Below are 16,743 nucleotides of genomic sequence, written 5' to 3' on the forward strand. Positions count from 1 at the left end.
GGCCCTAGAATAAAAAATACCGGAGACCGAGCCCTATATAGGGGTAAAAATTCCCCACATCACTGTTGAAATGATAAAATTCATTGCCCTTGAGCAGCAATGAAAAACTGCTTCCCAGACGGATCTCCGCTTCAAGGCCCAAAAAAAGTCCGTAGATAAATTGGCTCTTCCCATTGATCAGGGCACCGTTCTCCAGATCGTTGTTGCCGTTGTTGATGACCTCGTACCCGAGGAGCCCGCCCCCTCCCAAATGGAGGCTGTATCTTTTAAAGTTCCGCTCTTCCCATATTTTTCTGAAATACCCGGGCTGGACGGTAAATATGGTATAGGGGATATCGTAAGTTCCCTTGTCCTCGGCAATGGCGCCAAAAACTCCGAGCTGTGCGTAACTGTACCTGTTCAGGTGGTAATTGTAATTGGCCATTATACCGATGCCGTCTTCGGCATAACCGGTACTGAGCCCTATGGAGGAGGCGTAGTTGCCATATCCCTGGGCCTGGCAGGCGGTCGTTGTCAGTATCCAGACCATGGTGCATAGTATCAAGGTTCTCATAGCTTAGAATCGTATTGGGTTATTGATGATATGGTGATCGATGTACAGGCTGATGTTCCGGTTGCCAAGCTCCTCGTCCAGCTCTACCACGAGGGCTTTATTTTCGTCCAGATAGAATTTGTTAAAAACGACTACAAAATGGTTTTCTTCCTTGCCTTCGACCCTCTTGGGCTGCTTAAAGGTGTACAGGGGCCTATAGGCCGTCAATTGGTTGCTGCTGCTTTTTTTAAAGGTGGTGCCAATACCGTATTTGATGAAGTTTATATCCAGGTCCACGTTTTCCCTGTTTTCGATCTTCAGCTGCAGATAGATCTCGTTTTCATTGTAATAGACGCCCTTTAGCCAGAGGATAAGCCCGTCATGACGGGCGAAATACCTGGGGATGACGGATCTGTTGAACTGGCTGTAAAGACATTTTAGACGGTAATATTCCTCCCGGTCCCTGGCATATAGTTCCGAATTGGCCACTGTTGCCGTACTGTCCCCTGTTTTTTCGGAAGGTCCGGCCGTGGTCGTTCCAGTACTGTAATAATGGGAAGGGGCCGCTACGAGTTTTAGGCTGTCCCCCGATGGCATGTAGTCCAGTGGCTCGGCGATGGGCTGGCGGGGCTTGATATTATGATCGGCCATGTTCCGGTCGATATACCAGGTATGCCGGCTTGGTAGCGGGACCAGCTTTAAAACGAAATCATAGGAAAGCCCATCGTCAGTTATCACGGTATAATTGGTAATGTCATTGGTCTCCTTGGCCATCTCGTTGTAATAGAGCTTTAGGATGCGTCCCCTATACTGGCTGCCCTCGGAATCGGGAAGGACCATATTGAAGTTCAGGTCGTTCCCCACAATGCTTTCCGCAACCTTGTCGGGAAAGACCAATATGGCCTTAAAGCGTTTGGAAACCTCTATGGTATCGTTTTGGGCCATACCAAATACGCTTCCTAATAACATGATAAAAAGGTGTCCTAGCTGTTTCATATTTATGGTCGGGTATTTACCAGAATAAGTTCATGGTCGTTGATCAATAGTATTTTGTCCTGTGCGCGATATTTCTGTTTTTGAAAAAATGTCCCAAAGGCGCGGATGGCGGCGCCCGCCAAGGGAATATCGAATTCTTTGGAAAGTTCGTCGCCCCCTTCCCGTACGGCACCGCTCTGGGCCGTGGCCGTATATTCCCGCCACAGCTCTCCCGCCCGTTTGCTATAGAGCCCGATTTCCCCGTCTTGAAGGTCCTTGGCGATCAAATTGACCGGTACCTGATTGATGTTGCTGATGTGCAGCAGTATACGGGAGCCCTGTAAATTGGCCGTGGCATAGAGAAAGGTGTTTTTTTCGAACAAATTTCCCTTGTACACCAAGGGCTGGGTAAGGATAAGGTTTACCCGGTCCCCGGGCAATATGAACTGGTCCTTGTAGACCGCCGCCCTAAAGACCAGTACCTCCCTTTCCTTGGTCCGGTCGGAAGGGGGATCCTCCTGTGGGGCGGAATAGTCCTGGCTCCTGGCCAAGCGCTCCTCACGGGCCTTTAACAACTGCCTCCTATAGGCCATCTTTTGCTCCATTTCGGTCTGTACGGGGGCAGCCGTTGCTGTCACGGGTGCGCTTTGAGGGTTGTTTTGCGTTCTTAGCTGCTCCCGCTGTTGCTCCAACAGTTCTATCTGGCGCTGTAGCTCCTTTATCTTGGGATCGTCCTCCTCGCTGTACACGCTGCTTTCCGTATCGGAGGGCAATTGCCCGTGCTCCTTCGCTTTTTCATAGGCATTGGTGACTTCATCAAAAGAAAAGTCCTCCTCTTTCAATGAAATGGGGGGTTCGCTTATAAAATCCCCTTTTGGGACCTCCCTTTCCCTGGATAGCAGCAAGAAGACCACGGCAATGGTCCCTATACCCGCCAATAGAATGATTTTAATCTTGTTCTTTGTCATACAGCTTTACTTTTTGGACGTAGTCCGTAACAAAAAAACCCGTGCTATTTTCAGGGTAGCTCGGGGTGTAATAAATAAGCTTTCCCTTGCCCATGGCCAGGTAGGTGGTGATAAAACCTCCGTCATCGACCTTAATGATTCCTTGAAATTGGACCCTATAAGGCTCCTGATCCCCAACGACCTGTATGCTTTCGGGCAATATCCTTGCTTCATAGAGGGTCCCCTTGCTCAGCACATCGGCAAATACTCCCTCCCTTTCATAAACGCTCCACAGCCTATTGGCACTTTTGGAGTCCATTAAGAACAAAGTCTTGGCCTGGTTTTTTTTATAGGTGAAACGGTCAAAGGAATTCGCAAAATGAAAGGCCTGGTCCAGGTGATGCTTGGCCATGGCGCTGAAAGTAGCTTCACGGGACTGTACCACGGCAGAAACGACCTGTCCGTTTTCCTTGATGACCACCACGTTTTTCGACCAGAAAAACAAAAAGACCAAGACGGCGATAAAGGCCCCCATCACAAATACCATGGAAGATATCCAGATGTATTTCTGCTGCTGCTTGGCTCTAGAGAATTGATTGTACAGTATTTCGCTTTCTGATTTCATCTTAGAAGATATTTGATTTCAACAGGTTAAAGGATTGCTTGAAAAGAAAGAGCTTGACCACCAGTCCAAAGGTCATTACCACGAGGTTATAGGCGTAAACGGAATTGTTGCCCACGAAAATATCTATGGTGGTATCGGAAAAGAAATTGGCGATCCCGAACACCCCTACCATGGAATAATTGAAGAGCATATGCTTGAACCAGGTAAAGGTGTGGCTACGGGTCTCCTTGTCCAGGTACAGTGCCAGGGCCACACCTCCGAAGAGCTCTAAAATTATTAGGTACAGGTAGCGAAGCATCATAAAAAGGGAAAAAGTGTCCTGCTCCAATAGGATGAAAAACGGTTTGATGAGCATGATCAAAAAGTAATTTACTACGATAACCGCTTTCTTTCCAATTTCCCATGCAAACGTCGTTTTCATCTTTTCCTGATAATCTTCCGCTTCTGCACGCCATAAGTTTTTCAAATTGCTTTCCGGACTAAGCTCCCCGCCCAAAGCGGTCTGCAAATTGGCCAGCAAGGCCTCGATCTGCTCCAAGACCAAAGGATAGGCCACGATCACAAAAAGGATATAGAAGGTAGGCCTAAAAATCTCCAATATCTTTTTATAGTTGGGCCTGGAACTGAATTGCCCGCTTTCAAAGCCAAGGGCCGACAATATGATCTCCCCGGAACGCTTGAACAACAAAAAAAGGCTGACGATAATCCCCAAAGAAGTGCCTATCCCCACCACCTTGAAACGGTCGGAGGTGATGACGTATCCTTGATAGACATCCTCGGGAGTGAACCCTTCCAATATGTTCCAGATCGATTCTATTTCCATTACCGATCACTGATTTCCTTTAGGGAAAGCCCATTAATTGTAATTGTATGATAACTATATACCTGCATATCTTCCAGTTGTTGATCCAAATCTTGTTTAATCTTCATTAAAAAGGATAGTCTTTCTAAATCATTGGCCTTGAGTATCCCGGGGGTTAAAATTTTATTGGTCAGTTCTAACAAAGGTTCCGCCTTATTAAGCATATCGGTTGCAGAATTAATAAAGCTTCTTTTTGTTTCAGGTTTTAAACTGGAACGGTCCACGGTCCTTTGGATGTTAAAGGTCAATTCAATCAGGCTTTTGGAGGTGTTCCAGATCTCATCGACAAGCTTGGCATTGCTGACGGCGGAACTTACTTTTTCAAGCATTTCCCGCATTTTCTCGGCCTCCCTTAGGGTGTTATAGGTATTGCCCGTGGTTTCCACGGCCTCTGCCTTGGCGGTGGTCTGTATCGCCAGGATCTCCCCCAGGGTCGTATTGCCCAGGGCCATCTGGGCGTTCAGCTCGATCAGGTTGGCATTGGCCACGGCATCCGTCACAGGGATCTGGGCAAGCCCGAGCGCGGAAAGGCTCAACAGTTTAAGTAGTAGTAACTTTTTCATGTTTTCTAGCTATTATGTTCATAATCGTTTGTTCCATGTCTCCGGTCTGCAAATAGTCCTTTTGCATCCAGTCCCAATCCGCCCCTTCGGTCTGAAAGGCGTAGTACACCTCTCTGGGTACCTGCAGCCGCATTATGTTCCTGTACTTGTTGCCAATCCGGAGGTATTCTTCGGAATATGGCAGGTCCCCCTTGAAATTGTTTTCTATGGACTTCATCAGGTACTCGTCGTGGTCCCCCAGCTGCAGCAATTTTTTGGTTTCACGGTACACCAGGTTGCTGCCCTCCAGCACGTGCAGGATCTGATGGTTGGCGATAATATTTTTGGTGTATTCGTTGTCGGGCAATTGACTGGGGGACTGGATAACGATATCCACGCCTCCGTTTTCCTTTCGGATCTTTTGGTACAAAAAAGCGACCGAGGCCAGCACGTGATCGTCGGAAAGGGCCGTCCTCAGCTCTTGGGTCTCGGCAAACTCGTCGTATTTGATCTTGGCCCGCTTGCTCCTGTCCTTTAGGATCCGGTTATCGATGACATAATTGATCAAGTGGATCATGATGGAGACCAGAAAAGGGTCGGTCTTGATCTTGCTCAATTCAAAGTGTATGAACTGTTTGTTCGCGATCTTTTCCTCCAAAGGGCTATCGGTCTCCGCGCAGACGTTCTCGTACATTCCCCCGGGAAGAAAATCATCGCAGATATGCAAAAAACTGCCCAGGTCAAAAAACCTGGCCTCGATCTCCAAATCCATCAGGATGCTTTCCTGGCGGGATTTTACAAAATTGTAAAAGGAGGGAAAGCTATGCTCCCGCACCACACAGCGATAGTAATGGCGGAGCAGTTTTTTCATGGCCTTGTCGGTATCCGTATCTTCCTTATAGGCCTGCTGTTGCCAAAACTTAAAACAAAGGGCGGAGAGCAACATGATCTTATGGTTGTCGATCTCCTCCCCTGCCTCCATTTTAAAGGGATTGACGCCCAGGGGACGGCCAAAATCAAATTTTATCTGTACCGATATATCCTTGAAAAGCTTGGCAAAGACATCCGCGGAACTGCCAATTTCTATCAGACATACCACGATGCCGGCCATCAGTTCCTGAAAAATTTCCCAGAGCATGGAAAAGCTCTTCCCCGCCCCCGTTGGGGCTATCTTTATAGAATTACGGGCCTTGATACGTTTTTTGTCCAGGTCCCAAAGGTCCCTTTTTACGGGGACCCCGTACAAGCGGTCGTTATAGAGGATCCCGGTATCGTCGGAGCTGTAGTTGGAGGTATTGGTAAATAGGCAAAGGGCCTGTTTTAGGGGCTGGTCAAAAAGGAATTTGGGATTGATCAACGTATTGCGCCCCACGATGGAGGAAAGGAAAAGGTTCTGGATGGTTATTTTGGAAGCCCGGTAATATTCCATCCCATTGGTCTGGAATATGGTCTTGGCACGTTCCAGGGCCGCCTCGAGCTCGTGTTCCCTGTCGGACCATAGGATCAGGTTAAAATTCGCCTGTACCAGTACATTGGCGCTTTGGCCGCTGATGCTTTTTAGACTGGCCGCGATATCCCCGGCCTCCTCTTCTATGGTGGGGCTCCAGCCCTTGTTCTGGGCATGGGTAAGATAAGAGGCCTCTATATCCCCTTTTATCAGGTTGTGCCCCTTGAAGAAAAGGATCTGGTTGTAGATGTGGTTGTAACAAAAGGTTTCCCCGAGATCGTCCAGGAACCCTTTGAAGAACACATATTCCTGATCGGAAAAATCCTCGATGATATTGGTGATCCGCTCCGGCAGGTACTCCTGTCGGGGGACGGTCAGGATTTCATATCGGTTGCCCAAGATATCCATATTTCCTTCGGAGGGACCAAAATCGATATCGGTATTCTCTTGGGTAAACCCGTTGCAGTACTCCTTGACGTACAGCTTTAGCTCCCCCTCGTCGATGGGAACGATCCCGATGCGGGACTGCCCGATGATATTGGTACAGGAACGGATGCTTTCCTCAAAGGCCTGTATTTTATGACGGTCGGTCTCCTGGTAGGATTCCCTATAGCCAAGGGGATTTTTGACCGCCCCGGGGCGCAGCATTTTCAGTCCCGAAAGAGTGAATATCAGCAGCACCTGGTGCTGCAGGTATTTGCGGCGGTGGATATGTTCTTTATAGGCCCTTTGCAACAGGTTGTTCTCGGGCATATAGGTAGCGTCGTAATACTTGACCAGCCCTATGTCCTGTTTGTGTACCCAACAATCCACCGGCATGGAACGCAGGGCCTTAAAAAGCCTGTCGTGCTGACGGTCGAAATCCGTCTCGGAAAGACTGTACTTCTCCGGCATCTCCATCACGTATACCTTGGAAATGTTCCCATCGGTGGAAATAAGGGTGTTCCCGACAATGGTGTCGATGGAATAGGCTTGTTGGGCGTTGACGATCATTTTTTAAGGATTTTTAAAAGGTCTATGTTCTGTATGACCGAATAGGTCTTCTTGACCCCCTCATAGGGCTTTTCAAGGCTCAAGTAGAAAAAAACAAGGTAGAGAACCACAATATAGCCCCCTGCATAACAGAGGTGCAGCACGATCCCGTTGTTCAGCCCCGTAAAGGCTATCAGCATGGCCCCTATGCCCGCGGTAAAGCAAAAAACATAGAAGTAATGCGACTTCAGCCCTTTGAGGTAAAGTGTTCTTTTTGTTCCCTTTAGCACCTTGTACTCCATCATAAGCTTTAGATCTTTACCTGGTTGGAGGCGATGTAATTGATAATGGCAATAAGGGCCAGTACGGAGACAAAGGATATCCCGACGATCCACCCGATATTGACCAGGGCCTTGGACCGGGTGCCCTCCCCTTTTTTATCCACAAAATCGTCCAGGTTGAAGAGAAAACCGGCCCCTGCCGCAACGACCATGCCCACCAACAGGATGGGGAGCATATAGTCGTTCATGATCTCCTTGACGGCCCCCATGAACCCCTTGGAGCTCTGGGCGAATATCAGCGAGGGCAACAATAGCCCCAGGGCGGTCGATACTGTTTTTTTGAAATGCTTTTTCATAATACTTCTTGCTTTAAACGGTTAATGATTTTACTTCTTCTACAATGCTTTGGTGATACGCCTCCAGGTCGGAATTGGAGAGGTAGGCGGTACTGATCATCCTGGGTTCCATATCCTGTGTTCGGTCATAGGGGACGAATTCCTTGTGGAAGTCCACATAGTTGGATTGCCCGCAGAGGCCCACGAATTCCCCGGGCTTCAAATGGCTAAAAAAACTGGCCTCGTACTTGTGCTCCTTGCGCTTGGAGGTGGTCTCGCTCTCGGAATAGCGGTCCCCGAAATTCTTGGACTCGCTCTTGTACTCGTGCATCACCATCTCAAAGAGCTGTTGGTACATTTTTACGGCATTGACATCCCCGGTCTTTCCAAAGAACTTATTGGTGAAATTGGAATGGATGCTGTTCAGGTCCAGTTTCCCATAGAGCTTTTCGACCTTCGAAGCGCTTTGGGTCAGCATCAAAAAAGCTACCTTGAACTCCCGCAAAAGGGAGGGCAAATTCTCGAAATTGGGGATGTGGAAGGTGGTGGCCTCGTCCAGGCAGTATACCACAGGGTTCTTGTTGTCCAAGGTGTACTGTTTTGCGGATATGTTCACCAGGGCCCCCATGATGGGGGAAAGGGTATCGGAAATCTGATGGGAATTGCAAAGGCAGAAGCTGATGGGACGCTCGGGATCCACAAAATTATAGTCGAAATCGTCCCCCGATAGAATATAGCAGACCGTTTCGTTGTTGGCGACCTTGCTCAGGTAGTTCGCCAAACTGAACAGTACCGAGCCTATGGTGTTCTCGCTTTTGGCCCCCTTAAAAACAGAAGAGGCATAGCCCATGGCCTTGGCGTCCTTTTGCAAAAACAGCAACAGGTCCTCGGTACTACGGTGCAGGAAAAAATTGGTGATATGGGGAATGGTGCACCACTGGGGATAGTGCTTAAAGAAGACCCAACTGATGCCCTTGTACAAACCAAGGGCGGCATCGAACCAGGTGCCCCCCTCCCCTTGACTGCCCCGGAGGCTTTTTAGGAAATGTTCGTTGATCTCCTCGAACTGGGAACTATTGGCAAAAAGCTGGGGCTTGATAGGGTTAAAACGGTGGCTTTTATTGGCATCGTTGAAATTGGCATAGTAGAGCTTGGAAGGCGGGTTATGGGTGCGGTAATAACTGAAAATGGTCTTGGCGTAATCGAACTCCTTGGCGTCGTACACAAAGGCGCTATAGCCCTGTTTCAGGTATTCGAGCAACAGGGGCTTTCCCAAAGAGGCCGTTTTTCCGGCATTGGCACCGCCATAGACCAAAAAATTCTCCAAGGGCTCGTAATACCGAAGGCTCTTTTTATCCTTGGTCCCAAGGACCAAGGGCGGGCTCTTGTACTTTTTGTTCGAGGTGTTCTCCTTTTTATCGCTGCCGACGTTCAGTACCACATATAGAAAAATACTGGCGGTCAGTCCCGAAAAAGAAAGGCCGATACTTTTTAAAAAGGCGATTTTAAGGAGCGTATAGACCGAAAAGGCCAAAATAAAATTCCCGAACAATAGGATGCTGTATTTCTCCCGCCGCTCTATAAATTCCAGCACGGCATAGGAATAAAAGAGGAACAGCAATAAAAGTCCGATATCCAAAAAATCCAGCTTCATAGGGTGTGTATCGTTTGTTGGGCCACCTTGGCCTTGAGGTCCAATTGTCCCTTTATCTGGGAACTTATCTTAAACAACAGTGCCTTACTGGGTTTGGTAAAGTACTTATAGATCATTATCAGGTTGGCGTCCGATAGGGCGCTCATTTCCTTGAATTCCTTGGGGGTAAGGGCCTCCTTATAGGCCCGGGTAATGCTTTGGAGGGCCTCGCTATTGGATTTGGAGGCGTAACTTTCCTGGTATTTGCGGTTATAGGCAAACTGTTGGTCGAACAGCTTTTCGGTTTTAAGCTTGAAGGTCTCATGGTTAAAGCCCTTGACGACCTCTTTCCCGTTGAGACAGTGCCCGCCCCTGGCGATGCGCTCCTTGGCATTGGGGCTAAGGGAGATCCGTTGGGTCCTGTCCTTTCGCGAGACCACGATATGTACATGGCTCTGGAACCCCTCCTTGAGGGCGCCCGATTTTTTCTCTCCCGATTTTACGGCTTCCTCGTAGCCCTTATAACGGCGTTGGTGCTCTATCTTTGCGACGTATACCAGGTCCTTTTCCTCTAGGCCCCTTTTGAAGTTCTTGGCGTACTCCCCCATCACCCCACGGGTAAAGTCCCGCAATTTTTTTTCGAACAACTCCCTTTGGCGAACGGAGAGCTCGGAAATATGATCCACCTTTTTTCCGGCGATCTTTCCCGCTATATGGGCCTGTTCCCTGGCGGAAAGGTTGATGGTGAGCATAAAGAACTTGGTGTCGCTCTTTCGAAGTCCCTTTACATTGTGGTCGATGGCCATCACGGCCTGGGTACGGGTAATATTTTCCTGGAACGTGTCCCGGTCGGCACTACGGCCGAAAAAAAAACCTTGGTTCTCAAGGCTATTGTTTTCCTTTTCTAGATAGGACACAAGGTTGGAGGCACTGCCTTTGTTATTGGCTGCGGGAGTATTTCTCTGCCGGTGTACCTTGACGATCATGGTCTCTCCAATTCCTCTTTGTAGTAGTGGTATTGTTCGTTAGTAACGGTCCAATTGTTCCCGAGGCTTTGTTTTTTCATCATCCCCAAAAACTCCCTTATAAACTTCCGCTGGTGCTCCAGACGATACTTCGCATCGGTGGCCTCTTGCCTTAACCGGCTATTTTCCAAGTGCAGCTTTTGGGTCCTTTCTTCGACCATGGCCTCTATTTCCTTTGTGGGAAATGAAGGTGCTTCCTGGACTGTCATAGCATTTGCTTCCGTACGGGGGGTAGGAGGAATACTTGTATTGTTATTAGTGGTAACGTATATTTTTTCGACTAGGTGGAGGATCTCCTTCAAATAGGTGTCCTCGCTTTTTTTTATAAAGGCTATTATTCGGTTGCTGCGTTCGGTGATAACGGCACCGGCGGGCTTTCTGGAGGAATCCAGGTCCCCGGGGCCCATTCGTGTCACTTCAAAAAAATCGCAAAAGACTTCCAACAGATCTGAATAGCTCCCCTTTTTGAATTTCTTCTTCAAAAGGGCCAGTCTAACGGCCACTTCCTCTTCAATTTTCATGGTTCTGTTCATGGGAGCTTGCCTTTTTGTAAAACTGAATTGTCCTACAAATTATAACAATCTTTTTGATTCTTACTAATTGACTTACAATGATTAATTCCCTATATTACAAGGTCTTACAGAAGATAAAAAGTTTTTTTTACTAAAAAAGTAGTAATTAAATTACTAACTTTATTTTATAATCATCTGATTATCAGTAGATTATAAAAACACAATCACGCCCTGCGTGATTACTGCTTGCTTTTTTATCTTCTTCACTTCGTTTTAAAGACAAAAAACATCCTCCAATCCTACATATAAACAACTGATACAGAATAGAAAAGAATTACAAAGCCCTGATAGGAAGCTTGTCTTATTTCCGACAAAATGCACAGAATCCATGATCTTTTTTTAAGCTGTTAAAATTTAAGATCTTAAGATTCATATTATGTTATTTTTAAAATTTTAGACATAGATAGAGCTGTTCAAATCCTAAAACACAAACTAAAGATGGAAAGAAATAGTGGAGATAATTTATTTTTACCTGAAATGTATAAAAAAAAACTCTACGTCTCTTACAATTCTCTTAAAGCAATTTCATTTGTTAACTGACTTGCTTGAGCAATAGTGAACGGCTTCACAAAGTACTTTTGTACCAATTCATACTGTTTCGCCTTGATCCTGTCATCATTAGAAAGCGATGATGAAATTATGGCTATAAAGGTATTGTACTTATTGTACTTTACAGGCAAGTTTTCTAAAAATTCCCAAGCATTCATCAAGGGCATATGGATATTTAATAAAATCAAAAAATCTATAGATTTTTCAGGCTGTTCTCTAAGGTACTGCAGCGCATCATAACCATCATAAAAAACAACAGGCTCCTCATATCCTAATTTTTTGCAAATTTTGGTATGCAAAAAGCAAATTACCTTGTCATTTTCTATTATTACTACTTTCCTCCTCATGATAAATTTATTAAAGAAAAACGACTTTGGATATTAACCGTTTTTATTCTTTATCAACATCAACCCTTTCAGCTTAAATTATTGTATTCGAATATGTAAATATAATATTTTAAAAAAACCACAATTACTGTAGAATTGTAAAATTAAGATCCGTAAACATAAATAATCATGACTTTTCAACATATTGTTAAGCCTTAAACCCCAATAGACATTGGTTATTAAATTAATTAAAATTATCACAAAAACAATATATTGCCTTCTCAAAATCCGTATCGCTAAGGTAGAGCAAGAACACAAGGGAATTCAACCTGATTTTTCAACTACCTCTTACCCACTTTCAGAAAAAACTTCCTAAAAAAAAGCGGGTTGAAAAAGGTCAAAAAAGCAAAAAGTTGTTGATCGATAACTCGGTTCGATTTCTCCCGGCCACAGCAGTCCCAAAGAAATATATTATATATATTAAACATCAACAATATATAACATATATTACTTCCTTATATTTCAACTAATTGTAATAAAGACAAGCAATATACAGTCGATAAAGGGGTCAATATGCTCCAGAATATCCAGGCACACACGGAACCTAAAAACAATAAAATTTTGCTAATTGCATAGCGAAAAGTTATCACTTAAATGTTCCCGTGCTATACTTAGTACTATACATTTACCTAAAGTGCCATCTTTAAATCAACAATCAATCATACAAACCGAGACGTTAGACAACCATTGAAAATCCTCGAAGTAAGAGCTTTATTAAATCAATAATTCTTATTTTTGTTACAAATGATTTAAAGATGAATATTCAAGCTGAAAAAATAGAATTGGCTAAATTGTTATTAAACACTAACAATCCTAAGATTATTCAATCTATAAAGCAGATTTTCAAGAAAGAAAAAACTGCTGATTTCTGGGACGAACTCTCTTCTGACCAAAAAAATGAAATTAAAACAGCAAAAAAACAAATAAAGGAAGGTAAAACTTCCGACTACGATTCATTTATGAGCAAACATAGATAATGAGTAGAAAAATTATAATTTCTCAAATAGCTGAGAAAAGATTAGAATTTCTTTTTTCATATCTACTTGAAGAATGGTCCTACAAAGTGAAATCTGATTTTATTAAAAAGCTCGATAAGAACATTGAGTTTATTAAATGTCAGCCAGAAAGTTTTCCGGAATCTGATAAACAAAATGGATTAAGAAAATGTGTAATTACTAAACACAGTACTCTTTATTACGAGTTTAATGATAATGAAATTCACATTCTTACCATATTCGATACCCGTCAAGATCTTAAAAAATTAAAGAAAGATTTGTAATAAAACGCAGCATAATAACTAATTCGGCCCGCCGATGGGCCAGGGCTGAAAAGTTTGTTAAAGGAAGGAACTAAAGAGGGCTACCACTACTCTCTTTCAGAAGAAAACTTCCCTAAAAAAACCGGGTTGAAAATGGTCAAAAAAGCAAAAAGTTGTTGATCGATAATTCGGTTCGATTTCTCCCGGGCACAGCGGTCCCAAAGAAATATATTATATATATATTAAACATCATCAATATATAACATGCATTACTACCTTATATATCAACTAATTACATTAGCATAAACAATGTACAGTCGAGCGATAAAGGGGTCGGTTTGCTCTGGAATAATTTAGAAATTTGGCGGCCCCTCTTAACCCAAGGGGTCCGTATGCTCCAGAATATCTGCTCAATCAAAAATAGTTATTTCCGTTTTCCTCCGGTGTTTTTTGACTTTTCCGCTCATATATAATCTGATAAATTTTCTTACAAAAATTATTTTTCCTAAATTGATGACTTTAGGTCGCTTCCATAACTATGTTGCTGCCCACGTTCCATCGGAGTTTTAGCGCTGGATCAGGCCAATGTGCTACGCTCCGGAAGTCTTATATTATACGAAATAATTGTCCATAACGTTATGCTTCTTTATGAGAGACGAAAATAACATTCAACGGTTCAATGCCCTACAAAAAGACCTATGGAGCGAATTCGCCCAAAAATGGCATGAAAAATGGCATGAAAAAAAGAACGAGTCTACATTCCACAATGCAATAAAGAATCTTTATGGTTTCAAAAAAGATTATGACTGGAATATTTTGCGCAACAGTTTCCGGGTTATTGAGGACTCCGAACTGGCAAAATCATATTTTAAACAATTGGAACGCCAAAAACCATCTAGAACTCTTGATTTTGCAGAAAGAAACTTAAGACTTTATGGTCTTTTAAATGCCGTATCCCAACAAAAATTAGCAATTGATAATTTGCTTACGATCCATAAAGTGGCAAACAAGACAAAATTATCAAAACAATTATCGGAATCTAAAATTCTAGCGTTCAGAAATAAAATAGTGGCACACGCTACTAGTGTAAAAACAGAAAAAGTTGATTTTAAACACTTTTTCGATGTAGAGGAACTATCCGTGCTAAAATCAGATAGCCTTGTATTTTCTCTTCTAAGAAATCAAAATGAGCTCGAAAACTTAGATTTTATGAAAGAGATCGAAATATTTGATAAAATGGTGGAATCGAATTTATCACTTATTGCCACTAAACTGATTAAGAAAATATATAACAACCAAGGCGAGTTCTATAAACGTCTATTTGTTATCGAATTAACCAGGACTTGTGGCATGGTCGAAGGGGATCATCTAATTGGATTTAATAAATAACAAACTTACAGTATTCGGCTCCTAGATAGAATAGAGATGAATATAAAGTTGGCTAATCCGGTTTCCTTCTATAAAAAAATCCTTTAGTGGCTAAAGGGATACCGCCTTCTAAAACCACACTCATAAAAAAAACTTCCCTCTAAATCCACCTGAAAAAGGTCAAAAAGCCAAAAAGTTGTTGGCCGATGGTTCGGTGCGATTTGTGCCAAGAACAGGGTTCCAACACAACAGATTATATGAGTTTAATATACAGTATATATAATATATTACTCCACTGTTTTTCATACTCTTGAAATAGTTTTATTAAACGATTTAGGAAACATAATAATCATTTTTTATAAAGGATGAATAACCACTCGTTGGAACATATCCGTTATGGATTTTCGTTCTTCAGCCATTTGAATACCATCTTTTAACCCCGTAAGGAGTAGAACATATCGATATGTCCTAATGGACATGATCCAGCTTGCCTATTATTATAATATGGAAAAGTCTACGCACCGTTGCCCACTCTTGCCAATTTTTTTTAAAAGGTTGCCTTCACGAAAAATTACCATTTTTTAGGAATATTTCACCAAATCCGACGATCAAGCCTAACTTCCATCTGCACAATTTTAATCAAAACTAATACTATGAGCAGAGAGGGTTGTGCCATTTAGGAAATGGCTGTAAAAACTATTTTACAAAGTCTGAATATAGCTTTCCGAAAAAGAACCATACGACCGCACTTTGAGAAAATAGCTTGGATACCAATGGATACCTACACTAATAGATTTTAATATATAGTTTTGATTAAAAGACCTAAACTACATCTCAAAAATGTTCATGTAACACCTGATCTGGAAGCTATTTATTTACTTGCAACAAAAAGGTCTTTTTTACTGTCCTATTTTCAAAAGGGTGAGGCAGCTATCTTGCACGGCACCTTCCGTAGGGGATAATTGGCCAAGCTGTCTTTTTAAACTGGAAGAAAAAAATAACTTAAACCCGCTCGATCAAAAAATTTTAACGCTTAATTAGGGCGGACCTATAATATATCAATTATGGAAAATAATCTTTTATATGTATTGATCTGGTCCCTGGTTCTGGTGGTCTACCTCACACAGCTGCCAATGAGGCGCTTGAAAGCGTTCGGGAACTTCCTAAAGGATGTATTGGGAGCACTGCCCATTACAAAAGCTGTGGAAGCGATTATGAAAAACAAAAAACAATAGGAATACTAATAAAATGGAAGTCGTTTTATTAAAGCCCGTAAAATGTTCATTGATAATTTTGATATTAGGACTGTCCCACTCTTATATCTTCATTAGGATTTCAACAGTATACTTAATCCTGCCATACCATATTTAAAGCACTTACAAGTTTTTATTTCCCCACTCCCCCTTTGGCCTACTGTTTTTAGCCTATCTGCATTTTTCTAAAAGCTATTAGTGTGCACTTCATCTAAAATAACCCAATATTAACATGTAGCCACGTCTAAATGCTTAATTTAACCGATGAACGGTAAAATGTTTACCCGGCCTTTAGTATCTAGAATATGAAAAACACCATTTTAGCTATTGTAGTACTGCTTATTGGATTCACAGTTAAAGCTCAAGGACAAACAAGCACGAACGTTACTTTGAGGGTAATATTACATCCGATTCAAATATTGAAGGTAAATCCAGCGGCCCATTATGAAAATGGTGTAGATCTAATGCAAACAGACCATTTAACAGTTTTCAGCACAGGTGGCTCCGTAGTATCCGTAAATTCAGTTACTGAAACCTTGGTGGATAACAATGCCGGCGGTAGACCAGATGGCACCAATGCTGCCGGTACAAAAAACACTTTCAATGACGCTACGGAAAAGTCGATTATTATCACTAATCCTACAAAAGAAAATATTTCCAAGAGCATGGCAACATATAAAGAAGATGACAGCAATGCTTTTATAGAAAAATATGCAGGAAGAGAAACCGAAACTACTTTCGAGACACAAGTAATGTATACAGTGACAGCTCAATAATTAAAATATAGCTAACATACTTACTATGAAAATGTGCCATTGTTTATAGCTCACTTTTAAGAATTGAGGTAGCATCAACTTCACATCTACAAAAACAAACCTTCTCCTTAAAGGTTTCCATACACACGGAATGATATTTCTGCTACGATTATAAAGTACAGGCAAACTTTCCTTTGTGTCTACCTACAAAATATTCGTTTTTTTTAGCTGTTCTGGCTGTTCTTAAAAATGGATTAGACCGTTTAAATACAGGGTTATATCGACGAACGGTAAAGTTTAATATAAAATTACCTAAATGAACAATTTTCATGTTAATTTTAACCTGCAAAACAGCTAATGTTATTTTCACGTTTGTACTATAATTAACAATAGAAATAATAAAATCACAACATAAATAAGTATAAT

General features: G+C 42.7%; 17 protein-coding genes. 4 read left to right on the forward strand and 13 right to left on the reverse strand.

Features of this window, described 5'->3' with window-relative positions; genetic code table 11:
• Window positions 1-4: 4 nt before the first annotated feature.
• From HCG49_RS16740 to HCG49_RS16800, 13 genes are all read right to left on the reverse strand, one after another.
• Entirely contained in the window at window positions 5-529 is a 525-nt protein-coding gene (locus HCG49_RS16740; protein WP_205764430.1) for a conjugal transfer protein TraO, read from the reverse strand.
• Window positions 530-556: 27 nt separating this feature from the next.
• Window positions 557-1,528 carry a DUF4138 domain-containing protein gene (locus HCG49_RS16745; RefSeq protein WP_168470662.1) on the reverse strand — a complete coding sequence of 324 codons (972 nt, stop codon included), beginning with the start codon at window positions 1,526-1,528 and terminating at the stop codon, window positions 557-559.
• A gap of 2 nt (window positions 1,529-1,530) precedes the next feature.
• Complete coding sequence (gene traM / locus HCG49_RS16750) at window positions 1,531-2,475, reverse strand: conjugative transposon protein TraM (RefSeq protein WP_168470663.1); 945 nt, start codon at window positions 2,473-2,475, stop codon at window positions 1,531-1,533.
• Entirely contained in the window at window positions 2,456-3,079 is a 624-nt protein-coding gene (locus tag HCG49_RS16755; protein WP_168470664.1) for a hypothetical protein, read from the reverse strand. The genes traM and HCG49_RS16755 overlap by 20 nt, the downstream gene beginning before the upstream one ends.
• A 1-nt stretch (window position 3,080) precedes the next feature.
• The gene (locus tag HCG49_RS16760) at window positions 3,081-3,902 is read right to left on the reverse strand and encodes a hypothetical protein (RefSeq protein WP_168470665.1); all 822 of its coding nucleotides are present in this window, start codon (window positions 3,900-3,902) and stop codon (window positions 3,081-3,083) included.
• Complete coding sequence (locus HCG49_RS16765) at window positions 3,902-4,504, reverse strand: hypothetical protein (protein ID WP_168470666.1); 603 nt, start codon at window positions 4,502-4,504, stop codon at window positions 3,902-3,904. The genes HCG49_RS16760 and HCG49_RS16765 overlap by 1 nt, the downstream gene beginning before the upstream one ends.
• Window positions 4,482-6,923 (reverse strand): hypothetical protein, encoded by a 2,442-nt coding sequence (locus tag HCG49_RS16770; RefSeq protein WP_168470667.1) that lies wholly within the window; start codon window positions 6,921-6,923, stop codon window positions 4,482-4,484. Before HCG49_RS16770 ends, HCG49_RS16765 begins: the two co-directional genes overlap by 23 nt.
• Window positions 6,920-7,207 (reverse strand): hypothetical protein, encoded by a 288-nt coding sequence (locus tag HCG49_RS16775; RefSeq protein WP_168470668.1) that lies wholly within the window; start codon window positions 7,205-7,207, stop codon window positions 6,920-6,922. Before HCG49_RS16775 ends, HCG49_RS16770 begins: the two co-directional genes overlap by 4 nt.
• Window positions 7,208-7,212: 5 nt before the next feature.
• On the reverse strand, window positions 7,213-7,539 hold the full coding sequence (locus tag HCG49_RS16780) for a hypothetical protein (protein WP_168470669.1): 327 nt from the start codon (window positions 7,537-7,539) through the stop codon (window positions 7,213-7,215).
• Between the two features lie 13 nt (window positions 7,540-7,552).
• Entirely contained in the window at window positions 7,553-9,172 is a 1,620-nt protein-coding gene (locus HCG49_RS16785; protein ID WP_168470670.1) for a type IV secretory system conjugative DNA transfer family protein, read from the reverse strand.
• Window positions 9,169-10,137: a DUF5712 family protein gene (locus HCG49_RS16790; protein WP_168470671.1), complete on the reverse strand. Its 969-nt coding sequence runs from the start codon at window positions 10,135-10,137 to the stop codon at window positions 9,169-9,171. The genes HCG49_RS16785 and HCG49_RS16790 overlap by 4 nt, the downstream gene beginning before the upstream one ends.
• Entirely contained in the window at window positions 10,134-10,709 is a 576-nt protein-coding gene (locus tag HCG49_RS16795) for a BfmA/BtgA family mobilization protein (RefSeq protein WP_168470672.1), read from the reverse strand. The genes HCG49_RS16790 and HCG49_RS16795 overlap by 4 nt, the downstream gene beginning before the upstream one ends.
• A 542-nt stretch (window positions 10,710-11,251) precedes the next feature.
• Window positions 11,252-11,644: a response regulator gene (locus HCG49_RS16800; protein ID WP_168470673.1), complete on the reverse strand. Its 393-nt coding sequence runs from the start codon at window positions 11,642-11,644 to the stop codon at window positions 11,252-11,254.
• 794 nt (window positions 11,645-12,438) lie between these two features.
• Between HCG49_RS16800 and HCG49_RS16805 the strand changes: the two genes are divergently transcribed.
• The 4 genes from HCG49_RS16805 to HCG49_RS16820 all read left to right on the forward strand — a co-directional run bounded on the left by HCG49_RS16805 (window position 12,439) and on the right by HCG49_RS16820 (window position 16,338).
• Entirely contained in the window at window positions 12,439-12,660 is a 222-nt protein-coding gene (locus HCG49_RS16805; RefSeq protein WP_168470674.1) for a hypothetical protein, read from the forward strand.
• Window positions 12,660-12,962 (forward strand): type II toxin-antitoxin system RelE/ParE family toxin, encoded by a 303-nt coding sequence (locus HCG49_RS16810; RefSeq protein WP_168470675.1) that lies wholly within the window; start codon window positions 12,660-12,662, stop codon window positions 12,960-12,962. Before HCG49_RS16805 ends, HCG49_RS16810 begins: the two co-directional genes overlap by 1 nt.
• Window positions 12,963-13,589: 627 nt before the next feature.
• Complete coding sequence (locus tag HCG49_RS16815; protein ID WP_168470676.1) at window positions 13,590-14,330, forward strand: hypothetical protein; 741 nt, start codon at window positions 13,590-13,592, stop codon at window positions 14,328-14,330.
• Window positions 14,331-15,951: 1,621 nt separating this feature from the next.
• The gene (locus HCG49_RS16820) at window positions 15,952-16,338 is read left to right on the forward strand and encodes a hypothetical protein (protein WP_168470677.1); all 387 of its coding nucleotides are present in this window, start codon (window positions 15,952-15,954) and stop codon (window positions 16,336-16,338) included.
• The last annotated feature ends 405 nt before the right edge of the window (window positions 16,339-16,743 follow it).

Source organism: Arenibacter sp. 6A1 (genome assembly GCF_012272855.1).
Taxonomy (GTDB): domain Bacteria; phylum Bacteroidota; class Bacteroidia; order Flavobacteriales; family Flavobacteriaceae; genus Arenibacter.